A 17515-nucleotide genomic window follows, 5' to 3' on the forward strand; every position below is an offset into this window, starting at 1 on the left:
CCGATTCACCAGGGTACCGGATTAACGGGCCCCTAGGCGAACCGGACGGATCGTCGGAAGTCCGCCGAGGCTACTCGGAGGACTTGGCTCGGCGGGAGCGTCGCCGCCCCCTGCCGGAAGTCTGACTGGCTTGGTCGTCCTCGATCGGGATGTCTTCAAGCGCACCGGTCACCGTATCACGCCCCCTGGTGTCCTTGGCCGCGGAAACCTTGTCGGCGACCGACTTCTCGACCGCCATCTTCCCCTGCGTGCCGCGCGGCTCGGGCTTGGTCTCGACCGGCTCGGTCTGGATGATCAGGCCGCGGCCGTTGCAGCAGTCGCACTGCGTCGAGAACGCCTCCAGCAGCCCCTGACCGACCCGCTTACGGGTCATCTGGACCAGCCCCAGCGAGGTCACCTCGGCCACCTGGTGCTTGGTCCGGTCGCGGGCCAGGCACTCCAGCAGCCGCCGCAGCACCAGGTCGCGGTTCGACTCCAGCACCATGTCGATGAAGTCGATCACGATGATGCCGCCGATGTCCCGCAGCCGGAGCTGGCGCACGATCTCCTCGGCCGCCTCCAGGTTGTTCCTGGTGACGGTCTCTTCGAGGTTGCCGCCCTGGCCGGTGAACTTGCCGGTGTTGACGTCGACGACGGTCATCGCCTCGGTGCGGTCGATCACCAGCGAGCCGCCGCTCGGCAGCCACACCTTGCGGTCCAGCGCCTTGGCGAGCTGCTCGTCGATCCGGTACGACTCGAACACGTCGCCCTGCTCGCCGTCCCACTTCGACAGCCGCTCGCCCAGGTGCGGCGCGACGTACTTGACGTAGTCGTCGACCGTGTCCCAGGCGTCGCCGCCCTGCACGACCAACGAGGTGAAGTCCTCGTTGAACACGTCCCGCACGACCCGGATGGTCAGGTCGGGCTCGGCGGACAGCAGCTCGGGCGGGCTGGCCGACTTGGCCTTCTTCTGGATGCTCTCCCACTGGGCGGACAGCCGGGCCACGTCGCGGGCCAGCTCGTCCTCCGAGGCGCCCTCGGCCGCGGTGCGGACGATCACGCCGGCGTTCTCCGGCATGACCTTCTTCAGGATGCTCTTGAGCCGGGTGCGTTCCTTGTCGGGCAGCTTGCGGCTGATCCCGGTCATCGACCCGTCCGGCACGTAGACCAGATAACGCCCCGGGAGGCTGATCTGGCTGGTGAGCCGGGCGCCCTTGTGCCCGATCGGGTCCTTGGTGACCTGCACGAGCACCGACTGCCCGGACTTCAGCGCCGACTCGATCCGCTTGGGCTGGCCTTCCATCCCGGCGGTGTCGAAGTTGACCTCGCCGGCGTACAGGACCGCGTTCCGGCCCTTGCCGATGTCCACGAACGCCGCCTCCATCGACGGCAGCACGTTCTGCACCTTGCCGAGATAGACGTTGCCGACGTAGGACTGGCTGGCCTCGCGGTTGACGTAGTGCTCGACGAGCACGCCGTCCTCCAGCACCGCGATCTGCGTGCGGTCGCCCTGGCGGCGCACCGCCATCATCCGGTCGACGGACTCGCGGCGGGCCAGGAACTCCGACTCCGTGATGATCGGCGGGCGCCTGCGGCCCAGCTCGCGGCCCTCGCGGCGGCGCTGCTTCTTGGCCTCGAGCCGGGTGGAGCCGCGCACGCTCTGCACCCCGTCGGTGGCGGTGTCGAGCGTCGCCGTACGCCCGGAGCGCGGCGCGCGGATGCGTACGACCGTGTTCGGCGGATCGTCGCTGGCCGGCTCGGCGCCCTCCTCGGTGCCGCGGCGGCGCCTGCGACGGCGGCGGCGGGAGCTGGTGGCCTCCTCTTCCTGGGCCTCCTCGGCCTGCTCCTCTTCGGTGTCCTCGTCCTGCTCCTCGTCGTCCTCGGCCTCGTCACGCTCGCGCGCCTTGCCGCGGCCCCTGCCGCCGCGCCGCCGGCGCCGGCGCCGGCCGCCGGCTTCCTCCTCCTGCTCCTCGGAGGTGTCGGCCTCGGCCTCTTCCTCGCTCACGTCCTCGTCCAACAGGTCCTCGGCCTCGACGGGCACGGGAACGGGCTGCGGCTCGGGCCGCCGGACCACGGCGGGCTTGGCCTGGCTGGGGTCGGGCGCCTGGAACAGCGGGGCGAAAATGGCCGCCGGCCGCTGGAACGCGGTGTCAGGCTGATCCTGCCTGCGCACGGTCAGCCCGAACGGGTCGGCGAGCAGGCTCGGCCGCACGGACTCCTCGTCGAGGTCCTCGCCCGCGGGCTCGTCGTCGAGCGGCTCGTCCTCGGGCAGGATCTCCATGATGTCCTCGCCGGCTTCCTCGCCGACGCCCTCAACAGGCGCCAGGTCGCCTTCGCCGGCGGGCGTGGCGGCCACCACCTCCTCGGCAGGAGCCTCCGGCGCCACGGCCTCTTCCGGCTCCGCCTTCTTGCGAGTCCTGCGCCGCTTCACCGGCGCGGCCTCCTCGGCGGGTGCGGCCACAACGCTCTCCGCGGGCGCGACGCCCTCTGGGAGCGCTTCCGGGGCCTCTTCGGCCTTCTTGGTGGTACGCCGCCGCGTCGTGGTAGCGGTGGACCGCGTCCTCGTGGCCCGCTTGGGCTTCTCCTCGGCGACGGCCTCGGCGACGGCGCTCTCGACCGGACTCTCCGGCGCACCGGCGGCCGTACCCTCGACGGCGCTCTCCGGCGCACCGGCTTCGGCGGCGGCGGTACTCTCGACAGCCGCGAGCAACTCAGGATCGGGCTCCCCGGCGGCCCTCTGCACCACGGTGCGTTGCACGGGCACGCCTTCGGCCACCGATGGGGCGGCCTGGGCGGCGGGGACGGTGACCGGGACCGATGCCGGCTCCTCGGGCTCCGGCGGCGGCCCCGCGGGCCGGCTGGCGGAGCGGCGACGCCTGGTCACCTCAGGCTGTTCAGTTGTCTCCCCGTCGGGGCCAGTGGCCCCGGCGTTGGGCTCGTTGTCGAGCATGCGGGCACTCTCCCGTCAGCTCCCGGGCGCGTCGCCGCGCCGCGCAGGAGCTCTCGTGTCTCGTTGTCCGCCAACGCCTCCGTGAGGAGGCGATGGCGCCAAGTCCTGTCAGCGGTCGTGCCCTGCTCACGCGAGGCACGTCCTTAACCGGCGACGTGCCCACCCACCGGCCCCGGCTCGCCGCCGCGCGTGTTGTCGCGGTCCAGGTCGAGCGGGTCGGCAAGCGCACCGGTGCTGGCGTCGAGCGGCCCCTGCGCCAGCCTGGTCACCTCGGGGGGAACCGGCGGCGCGAAGTCGGCCACAAGGCGCAGCCCTGTGAGCACGTCGTCGGGTCGAACGGCAGGCGTCGCATGCCGAACAACCATGCGCAGTATGACACACGGCCGTCCGGGCACCTGAGCTGCGGTTCTACCTATTCCCTGAGCCGGCGCTCCAGATCCGTCGGCGGGCTGGGAATCCGTCACGTCGATGGTCAGCACCGCCTCGCGCGCGTCGAACCGGCGGACGCCCTTCTTGGTGAGGCGCTCCACCTCCACGACCTCCGCGGCGAGGAACTTCTCCACCGCGGTCAGCACTGCCGGCTCCTCGACTCCGGGCAGCCGGAGCTCCCAGATCGAAGCCTCCAGCCGGTCGGCGAAGCCGGATGAGCTAGCCTCGACGACATCTAGCACGTCGAGGCCCGGCGGCAGCGAGGCGTCGAGGTCCGCACGCACCCCCTCGGGATCGCACGGCTCGGTGACGCCGATCTCGAGATATTCGGCCTCGCTGGCCACGCCGGTCGGCGCCGCGCCAGCATAGGAAATCTTCGGATGGGGTGAGAAGCCAGCACTGAACGCCACCGGGATCCCGGCGCGGCGAACCGCACGCTCCACCGCCCGCGAGATGTCGCGGTGGCTGGCGAAACGCAGGCGGCCGCGCTTGGCATAGCGCACCCTGAGGCGCTGCACCGTCGGCGCGGGGGCGGGCCCATCGGGAACAGGTTTCAGAGCTTGTCTTCCTTTCTCACGGTCGAGGCGGCCTCGCGGCTTCCTCTCCGTCCGTGTCAGTGTTCCTTTCCCTCAGGATAAGGCCACACGGGAGCCCTATTCCCCGTCCTGACCTCTGAGATCTTTTACCGCGGGCCGGTATGTGGTGCCTGGCCATGGATGTGCCCACACAGACGTGTCAAATCCGGGAAGCGGAAATCAGACCTGGCTCCTGACCGCATCGGTCGGGGCGCTCCCATGCCGAACCCGAGCACGCTCCTCACCGGCTCAGCGACGGCACCGTCCGGCCCAGCGGGTCGTGTTTCGAATGGATCCGCGCCGGCATACCGCCACAGCCCCACCTCGGCGGGGCTGTCCGGGCAGTTGGTCGCGCACGATGTGCCGGCGCCCGCGACCGGGCTCATGGCGACCCCGCCGGGCTATTTCACGCGACAAAGCTGCCGGGCCATTTCCACGGGTTAACGCTGCCGGCCCGGACGCGCGTAAGACCGCTGCCACTTCCAGGCGCGAGCGGCAGGCGCCCAGTTCGCGCGCCTGGCGCCGGCCGCGCCCGGGGAGCGAGCGTCTCTACGCGGTCCTCCGGGGCGCCGGCCGCGCCCCAGGGAGCATGCGTCTTTACGCGGTGCTCCGGGGCGCCGGCCGCGCCCAGGGAGCGAGCGTCTCCACGTGGTGCTCCGGGGCGCCGGCACGCTCGTCTGCCTGGCGTTCGGCGATGCCGGACGGTCAGGCCGATCTCCCCGTCGGTCCAGAGCCCACCGCGCGAGGAAGATTCCCTGGCGATGGCCGACCTCGTGATGCCCGCCGTCATCGTCGTTCCTGACCTGATGCGGGCCCGTGCCTGACGGCGCAGGCACGGGCGGCGAGTCAGACGACGGTCAGCGGCAGCAGCTTGCGCCCCGTGGGCCCGATCTGGATCTCGGTGCCCATGGTCGGGCAGACGCCGCAGTCGTAGCACGGCGTCCACCGGCAGTCCTCGACCTCGCCCGCGTTGAGCGCGTCCTGCCAGTCCTGCCAGAGCCACTCGCGGTCGAGCCCGGCGTCGAGGTGGTCCCAGGGCAGGACCTCGTTCTCCTCCCGCTCGCGCGTGGTGTACCAGTCGACGTCGACGCCGGTCTTCTCCGCGGCCGCCATCCAGCGCTCATAGGAGAAGTGCTCGCTCCAACCGTCGAAGCGCCCGCCGTCCTCCCAGACGGCGCGGATCACCGCGCCGACCCGCCGGTCGCCGCGCGAGAGCAGGCCCTCCACGATGGACGGCTTGCCGTCGTGGTAGCGGAAGCCGATCGCCCGGCCGTATTGCCTGTCGCCCCTGAGCGAGTCGCGCAGCGCCTTGAGCCGCCGGTCGACGGTCTCGTGGTCGGCCTGCGCGGCCCATTGGAACGGCGTGTGCGGCTTGGGCACGAAGCCGCCGATGGAGACCGTGCAGCGGATGTCGCGGCTGCCGGTGGCCTCCCGGCCCGCCTTGATGACCTTTTTGGCCAGGTCGGCGATGCCGAGCACGTCCTCGTCCTCCTCGGTGGGCAGCCCGCACATGAAGTAGAGCTTGACCTGCCGCCACCCCTGCGAATAGGCCGTGGTGACGGTGCGGATCAGGTCTTCCTCGGTGACCATCTTGTTGATCACCTTGCGCATCCGCTCCGAGCCGCCTTCGGGCGCGAACGTCAGGCCCGAGCGCCGGCCGTTCCTGGAGAACTCGTTGGCCAGGTCGATGTTGAACGCGTCGACCCTGGTCGAGGGCAGCGACAGCGAGGTGTTGGTGCCTTCGTAGCGGTCGGCCAGGCCCTTGGCGACCTCGCCGATCTCCGAATGGTCGGCCGACGACAGCGACAGCAGGCCCACTTCGTTGAAGCCGGACTCCTTGACGCCGTTGTCGACCATGGCGCCGATCGTGGTGATCGAGCGCTCGCGTACGGGACGAGTGATCATGCCGGCCTGGCAGAACCGGCAGCCGCGCGTGCAGCCGCGGAAGATCTCCACGCTGAACCGCTCGTGCACCGTCTCCGCCAACGGAACCAGCGGCTTCTTCGGGTAGGGCCACTCGTCGAGGTCCATCACGGTGTGCTTGTGCACCCGCCACGGCACGTCGGGCCGGTTGGGTGCGACGCGCTTGATGCGCCCGTCCGGGTGATAGTCGACATCGTAAAATTTCGGGATATAAACCCCGCCGGACTCGGCGAGCCGCATCAGCAGCTCGTCCCGGCCGCCGGGCTGCCCCTCGGCCTTCCACTCGCGGACGACCTCGGAGATGGCGATGGCGATCTGCTCTCCGTCGCCGAGCACGGCGGCGTCGAGGAAGTCGGCGACCGGCTCGGGATTGAAGGCCGCATGGCCGCCCGCGATCACGATCGGGTCGTCCTCGCCCCGCTCGACGGCGTGCAGCGGGATGCCGGCCAGGTCGAGCGCGGTCAGCAGGTTGGTGTAGCCGAGCTCGGTCGAGAACGACACCCCGAGCAGGTCGAAGGCACGCACCGGGCGGTGCGCGTCGACGGTGAACTGCGGGACGCCCTCGGCCCTCATGAGCGCCTCGAGGTCCGGCCAGACCGCGTAGGTGCGCTCGGCCAGCGTGCCGGGCAGCTCGTTGAGGATCTCGTAGAGGATCGCCACGCCCTGGTTGGGCAACCCGACCTCGTAGGCGTCCGGGTACATCAACGCCCATCGCACATCGGCGGAGTCCCAGTCCTTGATGGTCGAGTTGAGCTCACCTCCGACGTACTGGATGGGCTTCTGCACCTTGGGCAGCAGCGCTTCCAGGCGGTGGAATATCGACTCGACAGGCATACCCTCCAGCGTAGCGGCGCTCAGACGGTGACAGGTCCGGGGCGCTCCTCGCACTCATCGCGACAGCCCAGGAACGTGCGTCAATCGATCGACTGTCCCCGCACTCTGATGGCCTGCAGCAGCCCGACCGCAATGAGATTGGCGAACGTGGCGGTGCCGCCATAGGACACGAACGGCAGCGGCAGCCCGGTGATCGGCATGATCCCGATTGTCATCCCCACGTTGATGCACGTCTGGAAACCGAACCAGCACACGATCGTCCCGGCGACCAGCGTCCCGAACCTGTCCTCGCACTTCCTGGCAATCTTCAGCCCGCGCAGCAGCACCACGCCGAGCAGCAGCACGATCGTGATCGACCCGAGGAACCCGAACTCCTCGCCCGCCACCGTGAAGATGAAGTCGGTGTGCTGCTCGGGCACGAACCTGCCGGTCGTCTGCCCGCCGCCGAGCAGCCCCTTTCCCAGCAGCTGCCCCGAGCCGATGGCGATCAGCGACTGCGTGCTGTTGTAGCCCACCCCGCGCGGATCGACGCTCGGATCGACGAACGCGGTGAACCGCGCCACCTGGTACGGCTCCAGCATCTCCAGGTAGAACACGGCGAACACGCCGAGACCGGCCACCGCCACCAGCGCCGCGATCAAGCGCTTGCGCACGCCGCCTATCACCAGCCCGGCGGCCATGATCACGGCCAGCACCATGGCCGTGCCGAGGTCCGGCTGGAGCATGACCAGGCCCATCGTGATCGCCGCGGCCACGAGCGCCAGCACGACGTCGAGCCCGCGCGGCCGATCGGTCCCCTCGACCGGCTGCGCCAGCAGCATCGCGATGATCAGCAGCAGTCCGACCTTGGCGAACTCGGACGGCTGCACCGCGAACCCCCCGCCGAGCAGGATCCACGAGTGCGACCCGTTGATCGTCGCGCCCAGCGGCGTGAGCACCAGCCCCAGTCCCGCCAGCGACACCAGGAAGATCAGGGGCGCGTACGCCCGCAGCGCCCGGTGGTCGACCGTGGCCACCATCGCGCACAGCACCACCCCGATGACCTCGTTGAGCAGGTGTTTCTTCACCAGCCCCGTGGACCCGGGCGCCCAGGTCCTGGTGGACGACCACACCAGCAGCGTGCCGATCACGCACAATGCGGCGACCGCGAACAGCATCAGCGCGTCGAGCCTGCGTACCCTCGAGTTCTCCCGGGTCATCCGCCGCAGGAGCGAGGGCCGTCGGACGGCAGCGGCACGGGCGGTCATCCTCCGGCCACCGTTCCGTCGGGCGCGAACCTCGGCAACCTGGTCACGAGACTCCCGCCCGGCACGGCCGCCGGCCGCTTGATGCCGTAGATCCCCTCATAGATCTCCCGTACGGCGGGCGCCGCCGTCTGCGAACCCATCCCGCCTTGGGACACCATGGCGACGACCACGTATTGAGGGTTCTGCGTGGGCGCGAACGAGGCGAACCATGAGGTGTCCTGCTTGCCCCACACCTCCGCGGTGCCGGTCTTGCCGCCGATGCGCACCTTGTCCATCGGGAACCCGGCGAAGGCTCCCGCCGCGGTGCCGTCGGAGGCGACTTGGCTCAGCGCGTTCTTGATGTAGTGGCGTTCCTTCTCGCTGAGCGGCAGCTTGCCCACCACGGGCACGTCGAAGGTCCTGACCACCTTGCCATCGGGCCGCACCTGCGCCCACCCGATGCGCGGGCTGCGCAGCTTGCCGTCGCTCACCAGCGCCAGGTAGGCCCTGGCCAGCTGCATCGGCGTCACCAGCACGTCGCCCTGGCCGATGGAGAAGTTGGCCGAGTCGCCCGGCCGCAGCAGGAACCCCTCGGTGCAGTTCTCCAGCGCCAGCCGCTTGAGGAACTCAGCCCGCGCTCTGTCCTTGACCTCCGGATATCCCTTGCGCGAGCGCTCGCAACTGGTGGCGCTGGTCTGCCTCCACAGGTCCTTCTTCCACGCCCGGTCGGGGATGCGGCCGCTGGACTCGCCTGGCAGGTCCACGCCCGTCGGCTCGCCGAACCCGAAGCCCCTGGCCGTGTTGGCGAACACCTCCTTCGGCGACTTCTTCGGGTTGCGCCCGCCGTCCTTGAGGTACTGCTCGTAGGCGGCCCGGTAGAAGATCGTGTCGCACGACTTGACCAGCGCGGTGTGCAGGTTGAGCGTGCCCAGACCGATGCCGCGGAAGTTGTTGAAGGCCCGGTCGCCCACCATGTAGGAGCCTGGGCAGCCGTACGTGCCGTTGAGCGGGTATCCGGCCCGCAGCATCGCGGCCACCGAGGAGATCTTGAAGGTGGAGCCGGGCGCGAACTGGCCGTTGATCGCCCTGGACACCAGCGGCTTGCCGGACTTCTCCGACAGCAGCCACTGGTATCCGCGGGCCGAGATCCCGCCCGCCCAGATCGCCGGGTCATAGCCGGGTGCGCTGGCCACCGCCACCACCCGCCCCGTACGCGCGTCGAGCACCACAGCCGCGCCACCGTCGGCTGCCGGCGCCGACTTCATCGCCTTGTCCAGCGCCTTCTCCGTCACGGCCTGGATGCGCGAGTCGATGCTGGTCACCAGGTGGTCGCCGGCTACGGGCGCCACCTGCGCCTCGACCCCCAGAGCCTTGCCCATCCGGTCGACCTGCACCCTGCGCCACCCCGACTTGCCGCGCAACGCGTCGTCGTAGACGTATTCGAGCCCGTCACGCCCGGCCAGGTCCACGCCTGAGAAGCTGGCCTTGAGCCCTTCGCGCTTCTCCAGCTCCTGCTCGGTGACCGGCTGCAGGTAGCCCAGCATCTGGGCGCCGGCCCTGCCCATGGGATATTGCCGGACGGCGTGGATCTCCGCCGTCACCCCGGGAAACTCCTCCTGCCGCTCCAGGATCTGCAGCGCCTCCCTGGTGCCGATCTTCTCGTCCAGCGGAACCGGCTGGTACGGAGATCCCGTCCAGCACGGCTTGGGCACCCCCGGCCCGCACGGCGTGATCCGCCGCTGCAGGTCCGAGACCGGCCTGCCGAGCACCGCGGACAGCTTGCGCAGCGCCTCCATGCCGCCGTCGGGCATCCTCGACAGCCGCGCCCGGTCCACGGACACGACCAGAGCGGTCTTGTTACGCACCAGCGGCCGCCCGGAGGAGTCCAGGATCTGCCCGCGCACGGCCGGCACGATCACCATCCGCGTCCTGGTCTCCGTCGCCCGGGTGACGAACTCCTGCCCGCGTACGACCTGCACCTGCCACAGGCGAACGCCGAGCACGACCAGCATCGCCAGCACCAGCACCTGCAGCACCAGCAGCCGAGCCCGCATCCTGATCATGTCAAGTACCTCGGCTGCCTGGAGCGCGTGGTCAGCCAGATCACGATCGGCGACACCAGCAGCGTGTAGACGACGGTGACGGGCACCTGCTCGGTCAGCGTGGACAGCGTCACGCGCGGATCGGAGATCAGCCCGCCCACGGCCGCCGCCAGCAGCGGCGCCATCAGCACGCACAGCACGACGGTCGTCACCGGCCCGCCCGCGCCGCGCCCGGCGACGTAGCCGACCAGCGCCAGCACGAACGCGTACTCTCCCACCAGATGCGCGGTCGGCGGCATGATGTCGACGAGCAGCCCGGCGAAGAAACCGAGCGTGGCGCCGAAGGCGGGCCCGCGCGCCAGGGCCGTGCCGACCACGGTGAGCAGCACGAGGTCAGGTGCGCCCCCGGCAGGCAGCGGCACCCGATTGACCAGCATGACCTGCGCCAGCAACGCCACCAGCACGGACAATATCCCGATCATCGCGCCCCCTCTCCAGAGTTCACCGACCACACCGCAAGCACCGCCGGACTCACCGGCCCCGGCCAACCGGCGGACGACCGCCTTCACGAGATCCGAGCGGCCGCACCCGCACCTTCAACCGATTCCTCACCGCAGTGCCGCCACCGTCACGAGCCGACCCACCCACCTTCACCGGCCCCGGACGGCCGCGCCTGCACCACCGCTCAGCCCTCACCGGCCCCGGGCGGCCACGCCGCCCACCGAACGCCTCCGCCCCAGCGGTGCACCCTCGCCGCGGGCAGCGCGCCACACCACCGCCCCCGTAACGACACTGCCTCAGCCTGTGCGGCCGGCACGACCCCGGCCACCGCCGTCTCCGCAGACCCCCCATCACCAGCGCAACCGGCGTTTGGGCCACCATCCCGCCAGACACCGCGATCACCGCGATCCCTCCTTGGCGGGCAGCACAGCGTCGCGTGGGTCCCGCTTGGGCGCCTCCACCACCACGCCGACCACGTCGAGCGCCGTCAGGTCCGCGTACGGCCTGGCGTACGCGATGCGTGTCAGCTCCCCCGGCGTCGACTCCACCCGCTCGATCACCCCGATCGGCACCCCCGGAACGTACGGCCTGCCGTGCTGGGAGCCGAAGCTGACGATGCGCGCGCCCCTGGTCAGCGGCGCTGTGGAATCGAGGAGCCGGAACTGGATGAGCCGCCCGTTCTCCCCCACCCCGTGCACGACGCCGATCTCCTTGCCGCCTTCCAGCCGGGCCCCTGCGGCCGAGGCCGGGTCGCTGAGCAGCACCACCGTCGAGGTGTGCGTGGACGCGTGGAGGACCCGCCCGACCAGCCCGTCGCCGTTGAGCACGGTCATCTTCGGCCGGACCCCGTCGCCGGTGCCCACGTCGATCTGCACGACGTCCTCGAACCCCGGCTGACCGCGCCTGGCGACCACGTTGGCCGTGACCACCTTGTATCCGCCGGCCCCCGACAGGCCGAGCAGCCGCTTGAGCTCCTGGGAGCGGGCCGCGTCGAGTCTGCCCGTCAGCAGGCCGGACCGCAGCTTGGCGTTTTCCTCCTGCAGCGCCCGGATGCGCTCCTGGGCGCTCGGCGCGCTCAGGATGGCGTGCACGAACCCGCCGACCGGTCGCACCAGCCAGCCGCCGAACTGCTCCGTCGTACCGAAGATCCACGACCCGGCCGCGCGCAGCTGGCGCATGGGGGAACTGTCGCCGGTGCGGTGGTCGATGGTCAGGATGACCAGGGCCACCGTCAGCAGCACCCCCAGGATCAGCCGAGCACGGCGTGAGTCTCTCATCAGCGTCGCGACTCCGGCACTAGGACCTGCTGCAGCGCCTCGAACTCCTCGGCGCACCGGCCGGCGCCGATGGCGACCGAGTCGAGGGCATTCTCGACGAGATGCACCGGCATGCCTGTCTCGGCCTTGACCCGCTCCCCCAGCCCTTTGAGCAGAGCGCCCCCGCCGGTGAGGGCGATGCCGCGATCCAAGATGTCACCGGACAGCTCGGGCGGGCACTTGTCGAGCGTGACCTTGACGGCGTCCATGATCGTGTTGACCGGCTCCTCGATGGCCTTCCTGATCTCCTCGCTCGACACGATGATCGTCTTGGGCAGCCCGCTGACCAGGTCGCGCCCGCAGATCTCCGCGTGCGACTCCTCCTCGCCGGGGCAGGCCGAGCCGATGGCCATCTTGATCTCCTCGGCCGTGCGCTCGCCCAGCATCAGCGAGAACTCCTTCTTCGCGAAGGTGATCACCGCCTGGTCGAGCTCGTCACCACCGACCCTGATCGACTGACTGGTGACCACGCCGCCCATCGAGATGATCGCCACCTCGGTGGTGCCGCCGCCGATGTCGACCACCATGTTGCCGGTGGGCTTGTGCACCGGAAGGCCCGCCCCGATGGCCGCGGCCATGGGCTCCTCGATGATGTAGACCTTTCTGGCGCCTGCCTGGTAGCCGGCTTCCTTCACCGCCCGTTGTTCGACGCTGGTGATGCCGCTGGGCACGGCGATGATGATGCGCGGCTTGGCGAAAAGCCGGCGTTTGTGCGCCCTATGGATGAAGTAGCGCAACATCCGGCCGGTGACGTCGAAGTCGGCGATCACTCCGTCCTTGAGGGGACGGACCGCGATGATGTTGCCGGGCGTGCGCCCGATCATCCGCTTGGCCTCGATGCCGACCGCCACGATATTGCCCGTGGTGGTATTGATCGCTACGACTGACGGCTCGTTGAGCACGATGCCCCGGCCACGCACGTACACCAACGTGTTGGCGGTGCCCAGGTCGACCGCCATGTCACGGCCGAGGAACGCGAGCTTGCTGCCCATGGGGAACGGAGCCCTCCGTAACGTCGTTCGCGAGTGACTACGGATTGAATTCGAATCGTAACGTGACGTACCCACCGAGGGGCGCGATGAGCCATCGCGCCCCTCAAAAATCTCCAGCCCCTACCTCAACCGCAATTTTGCCCGGATTGCACCACAACATCCGACAGGATGCTGGAACGCTCCAACCCGCGACCACCGCGCAAAACATTACGCGGGGCCACCGACAGAAACCCGCCGTGACTCGCAAACGGCACGGGAACCGGTCGGCGGAAACACGTCGCGCCCGCACAGCGGAGCTGAACGGGCGCGGGCGGAGCGGGAATCGGCTAGAACCGGTCCGGGAAGAAGATCTTGATCTCCCTGGCGGCCGACTCGGGCGAGTCGGAGCCGTGGACGACGTTCTCCCCGATCTCGAGGGCGTGGTCGCCGCGGATCGTGCCGGGCGCGGACTTGACCGGGTCGGTGGCGCCGGCCAGCGCGCGGAAGGCCTCGACGGCCCGCGGGCCCTCCAGCACCAGGGCGACGAGCGGCCCCGACGTGATGAACTCGACGAGCTCGCCGAAGAACGGCCGCTCGGAGTGCTCGGCGTAGTGCGCCTTGGCGGTGTCGGCGTCGAGGGTGCGCAGGTCCATCGCCACGACCTTGAGGCCCTTGCGCTCCACACGAGCGATCACATCGCCGATGAGGCCACGCTTAACCCCGTCGGGCTTGATCAGGACAAGAGTGCGCTCGGACACTTGGAGTTCTCCTTCGAACAGAGTGGGGTCGCGGCTACCGGCATCCAGCCTCACCGCGAGGACGCTTCGCCGGGCCATGCACCCGCGCGTCACCGTAGCTGACGCTCAGCTTACCGTCCCGCACCCGTACCCTCGTTTCCCACGGGGATACGGTCTGGCCGGGCCCTTATGGGGATGCGGCGTCCTCGGGCGAATGCCCCTGCGGCGGCACCGCGGGCGAAGACCCCGGCTCGCCGGCCTCGCCTCGCGGCTTCACCTTGTCGAAGGCTCCCTGGGACGACACCGGCAGCACGACGCGCGGAATGGCGCCGGTGGGCTGATCCTCTTCCGCGACGTCCGCAGGCTCGACGCCACGACCCGCGTCCTCGGCCCCAAGCCGTTCATCGGCGTCGCTCCCCGCATCACCGCGCTCATCCCCACCGGCCCGCTCACCGCCGTCGTCCGCCGGGTCGCCACCCTGCTGAGAGGACGCCGGTACGACCAGCACGTCTCCATCGAGCCGCCCAGCCGCGCGATCGCCGGCGGACGGCAGGCCATCGTCAGAACCGCTCTCGGCGGCAACCACCCCGCCGCCAGACCGGCGAGCCATCACCGCGGCGAGCACGGTGATCGCCACCAGCAGGAAGCCACCGATCAACGCCCACCAGCGCAGCGCGCCCACGAAGCTGTCGACCAGTTCCTGAGCCGACTTCACACCGTCGAGCATGGCCATCTGCACGCCGGTGCCGAGCAGGAAGCCCGCCAGCACACCAGCGAAGCACAGCGACAGCCCGAACACCGCGCCTCCGGCGCCCACCTCCTGCAGCGCCGACGTCAACGCCACCGCCGCCCCGACGGCGAGCAGCGTGAACGGCACCGCCAGCACCAGCCCCTCGGCGGACGGTACGACGAGCCTTACCGAGCACAGCCCCACCACCATCGACAGCAGTCCCAGTGGCGCCAGCCACCTCCCGGAGGCGCCCGCGAACACCCGCACCACGGCCGACGCCGCCACCGCGAGCACCCCGGCCACCCCGAACGGCACCCAGAGCCCGCGCAGGCCCGGCCCGCCGAGCCCGCCCATCTCCACCAGCGTGACCTGTGCCGCGCTGGGCAACAGCACGGCCCCGACCGCCACCATGGAGTACGCCATCGTGCGGCTCTCCGCGGTGCCGATCGAGGCCAGCGCCAGCAGCCCCACGATGGCCACTGCGGCCAGCAGGATCACCGGAATGGCCCGCCAGCCCTCTGTCGCGGTGCTGATCGCCGCGACCGAGATGCCCGCCGCGGGCACAGCGGCCAGCAGCAGGCGGTTGCGCTCGCGTACGTCGGGTCCCGGCGCGGCGGGACGGCCGAGCAGCATCCAGGCGACCAGGTAGAAGGCGGCCAGCGCCAGCGCCACACCCGTCACCATCGGGTATGGCTGCAGCGTCACCCGCCAGCTGTCCACGTTGTCGAGCGGCCACAGCGCCAGCGCCTGGGCCGCGAGCAGGCTCAGTGTGAACACGCCCACCCACAGGGCGCGCAGCACCGGCGCGCGACCCCAGACGGCGGCGAGCGTGGCGGCCACGATCAAACCGGCGCCGATGCCGCGCAGCACGCGTACGGCTCCGACGAGCAGCTCGGAAGCGGCGAAACCACCCGCGACGTCGGTCAGCGCCATCAGTCCCAGCGCGCCGAGCAGCACGTACGCCGGGTTGGCCCGCCGCAGCGCGACCGCGGCGAGCGGCACGGTCAGCATGAGCGCGGGCAGCGCGAGCCCGTGCGTGCGCATCAGGCCGATCTGGTCGATGTCGCCGGGCAGCAGCTTGGCGACGACGGAGAGCGTGTTGGGAATCGCGGTGATCGCCAACGGCAGCGCGGCCACGACGAGCAGCCCGAGCACCGTGTCGAGCAACCATGGGCATGTGAGGCCGGCCGATTGGGGCGACCTCTGAATCGGGGGGACGGCCATGTAGGCCGACTTTAGCGGGAAGTAGCGCCCTCGACACGGTGAGCGACGATAATCGCCGTGATCCACAGCGCCGCGAAGATCGCGCCGAGGAAGAACATAGCCGGTACGAGGAAGCCCGCGCAGATCGCCAGCACCTGTACGACGCTGCCCATGATGTAGCCGAAAGGCCGCTTGAGCAGGCCCGCGGCAACCACGCACAGCACGGCGAGGCCGATGCCGACGGTCACTGCCAGTGCGGGCGCGATCCCGTTCACGCTGATCGCCACCGGCGTGATCAACCCGGCCACGATGGCCTCCATGCCGAGCACGCTGGCGCCGAGCCTGCGCATCCCCGGCGTGACCTCGAAGTTCACCGCGAACCCCCCTTGCAGCTCGTCATGGGGACCCATCCGCCTTGAGCAGCCGCCGGGCGTCGCCCGCGGTGACGACCGACCCGGTGATGAACACCCCCGTGCCGCTGAACTCCCCTTCGGCGTCGGCGATGCCGATGCCGATGTCAATCGCGTCGTCGAGCCGGTCGACGACATGCACCCGGTCCTCGCCGAAGAGCGGCTCTGCCAGCGACGCCAGCTCCTCTGGCGCCATCGACCTGGGCGAGGAGTTACGCGTGACGACGATCTGGTCGAGGATCGGTTCGAGCAGGTCGAGGATGGTGTCGACGTCCTTGTCTCGCATGACCGCGACCACGCCGATGATCTTGGCGAAGTCGAACGCCTCGTGCAGCCCCTCCAGGGTCGCCTGCAAGCCGCCGGGGTTGTGCGCGGCGTCGACCACGACCGTCGGCGTGCGGCGCAGGACCTCCATGCGCCCGGGCGATGACGCCTGCGCGAACGCCTGCCGTACGAGATCGGCGTCGAGCGGATCGTCGCCGCCGGTCAGCGCCTCTGCGGCGGCCAGCGCGCAGACCGCGTTGCTCGCCTGATGGGCGCCGTAGAGCGGCAGGTAGACCTCATCGTATACACCCTTGAGCCCGCGCAGCGTGAGCAGTTGCCCGCCCATCGCCACCTCGCGGCTCAGCACCCCGAACTCCAGCCCCTCACGTGCCACCACCGCGCCGACGTCGGCCGCCTTGCGCATCAGCACCTCGGCCGCGGCCAGCTCCTGCTGGGCCAGGATGGCGGTCGTGCCAGGCTTGATGATGCCCGCCTTCTCGGACGCGATGCTCGGGATGTCGGGCCCGAGACGGTCGGTGTGATCGAGCGAGATGGGGGTGATGACGGACACGATGCCGTCCGCGACGTTGGTGGCGTCCCACGACCCGCCCATGCCGGCCTCGACGACGGCGACGTCGACGGGGGTGTCGGCGAACGCCGCGAACGCCATCGCGGTCAGCAGCTCGAAGAACTGGATGCGCCGCCGTCCTTGCGCGTCGGTCAGCTCGACGTACGGGATGATCTCCTCGTAGACCTCGGCGAACCGCTCCTCACTCAGCGGCTCCCCGTCAACGGTGATCCGCTCGCGCACCGACACCAGGTGCGGGCTGGTGAACCGCCCCACCCTCAGGTTGCGCTCCTTGAGCAGCGCCTCGGTGAGGCGCGCCGTGCTCGTCTTGCCGTTGGTGCCGGCTATGTGTATGACCGGGTATGCCCGCTGCGGTGAGCCGAGCAGATCCAGCAGGGCCGCGATCCTGTCGAGCGTCGGCTCGAAATCCCACTCGACGCCACGCTCCATGACCGCGCGTTCGACCGCACGATAATCCACCCCTCAACCCTACTGACTGCCCGCAGCGCTCTTGACCCGGGCTTCCTCAACCTCGGCGGCCACCGTCTCACCCAATCGGCGGGGTACGAGAAGTCGCTTTTCCGTGACGGAGGCGTCAGACACACACACCGATCCCCCGGCTTCCGCGTCACCGAGGCATGCCACCAGTGTCCTGGCGGCCGATGGCCGAGCACCTCGGAGGTGTGACGATCCCCAACGTCTCGCATGGGGCGGCGTCAATCGACCGTCAACGCAAAATGGGCCCCGACGCGCTCGGCGTCGGGGCCCATTTCGTGAATATTTGTGCGGCGGTGACCTACTCTCCCACACCCTCCCGAGTGCAGTACCATCGGCGCTGGGAAGCTTAACTTCCGGGT

The 17515-nt window shown here is 70.1% G+C and carries 12 protein-coding genes and 1 rRNA gene; all 13 read right to left on the reverse strand.

Annotated elements, in window-relative coordinates; genetic code table 11:
* Positions 1 to 70: 70 nt before the first annotated feature.
* On the reverse strand, positions 71 to 2929 hold the full coding sequence (locus ACTMTI_RS48740; protein ID WP_441127700.1) for an Rne/Rng family ribonuclease: 2859 nt from the start codon (positions 2927 to 2929) through the stop codon (positions 71 to 73).
* A gap of 143 nt (positions 2930 to 3072) precedes the next feature.
* A complete protein-coding gene (locus ACTMTI_RS48745) occupies positions 3073 to 3876 on the reverse strand; it encodes a TIGR03936 family radical SAM-associated protein (RefSeq protein WP_441127701.1) in 804 nt (267 codons plus the stop codon).
* A gap of 903 nt (positions 3877 to 4779) precedes the next feature.
* The gene (locus ACTMTI_RS48750) at positions 4780 to 6690 is read right to left on the reverse strand and encodes a TIGR03960 family B12-binding radical SAM protein (protein WP_441127702.1); all 1911 of its coding nucleotides are present in this window, start codon (positions 6688 to 6690) and stop codon (positions 4780 to 4782) included.
* An 80-nt stretch (positions 6691 to 6770) separates the two neighbouring features.
* Positions 6771 to 7889: a rod shape-determining protein RodA gene (gene rodA / locus ACTMTI_RS48755; RefSeq protein WP_441127703.1), complete on the reverse strand. Its 1119-nt coding sequence runs from the start codon at positions 7887 to 7889 to the stop codon at positions 6771 to 6773.
* Positions 7890 to 7933: 44 nt separating this feature from the next.
* Positions 7934 to 9979, reverse strand: a complete 2046-nt coding sequence (gene mrdA, locus ACTMTI_RS48760) for a penicillin-binding protein 2 (protein ID WP_441127704.1) — start codon at positions 9977 to 9979, stop codon at positions 7934 to 7936.
* The gene (mreD, locus tag ACTMTI_RS48765) at positions 9976 to 10440 is read right to left on the reverse strand and encodes a rod shape-determining protein MreD (protein ID WP_441127705.1); all 465 of its coding nucleotides are present in this window, start codon (positions 10438 to 10440) and stop codon (positions 9976 to 9978) included. Before mreD ends, mrdA begins: the two co-directional genes overlap by 4 nt.
* A gap of 417 nt (positions 10441 to 10857) precedes the next feature.
* Complete coding sequence (mreC, locus tag ACTMTI_RS48770; RefSeq protein ID WP_441127706.1) at positions 10858 to 11736, reverse strand: rod shape-determining protein MreC; 879 nt, start codon at positions 11734 to 11736, stop codon at positions 10858 to 10860.
* Positions 11736 to 12767, reverse strand: a complete 1032-nt coding sequence (locus ACTMTI_RS48775) for a rod shape-determining protein (protein WP_441127707.1) — start codon at positions 12765 to 12767, stop codon at positions 11736 to 11738. Before ACTMTI_RS48775 ends, mreC begins: the two co-directional genes overlap by 1 nt.
* Before the next feature lie 326 nt (positions 12768 to 13093).
* A complete protein-coding gene (gene ndk, locus ACTMTI_RS48780) occupies positions 13094 to 13504 on the reverse strand; it encodes a nucleoside-diphosphate kinase (protein WP_090773482.1) in 411 nt (136 codons plus the stop codon).
* Between the two features lie 166 nt (positions 13505 to 13670).
* Positions 13671 to 15380, reverse strand: coding sequence for a hypothetical protein (locus ACTMTI_RS48785; protein WP_441127708.1), 1710 nt, complete (start codon positions 15378 to 15380; stop codon positions 13671 to 13673).
* Between the two features lie 68 nt (positions 15381 to 15448).
* Positions 15449 to 15790, reverse strand: coding sequence for a DUF4233 domain-containing protein (locus ACTMTI_RS48790; protein ID WP_441127709.1), 342 nt, complete (start codon positions 15788 to 15790; stop codon positions 15449 to 15451).
* Positions 15791 to 15812: 22 nt separating this feature from the next.
* Entirely contained in the window at positions 15813 to 17108 is a 1296-nt protein-coding gene (locus ACTMTI_RS48795; RefSeq protein ID WP_441127715.1) for a bifunctional folylpolyglutamate synthase/dihydrofolate synthase, read from the reverse strand.
* A 333-nt stretch (positions 17109 to 17441) separates the two neighbouring features.
* Positions 17442 to 17515, reverse strand: a 5S ribosomal RNA gene (gene rrf, locus ACTMTI_RS48800); the annotation flags it as partial.

This window comes from Nonomuraea sp. H19 (genome assembly GCF_052068215.1).
GTDB lineage: Bacteria > Actinomycetota > Actinomycetes > Streptosporangiales > Streptosporangiaceae > Nonomuraea.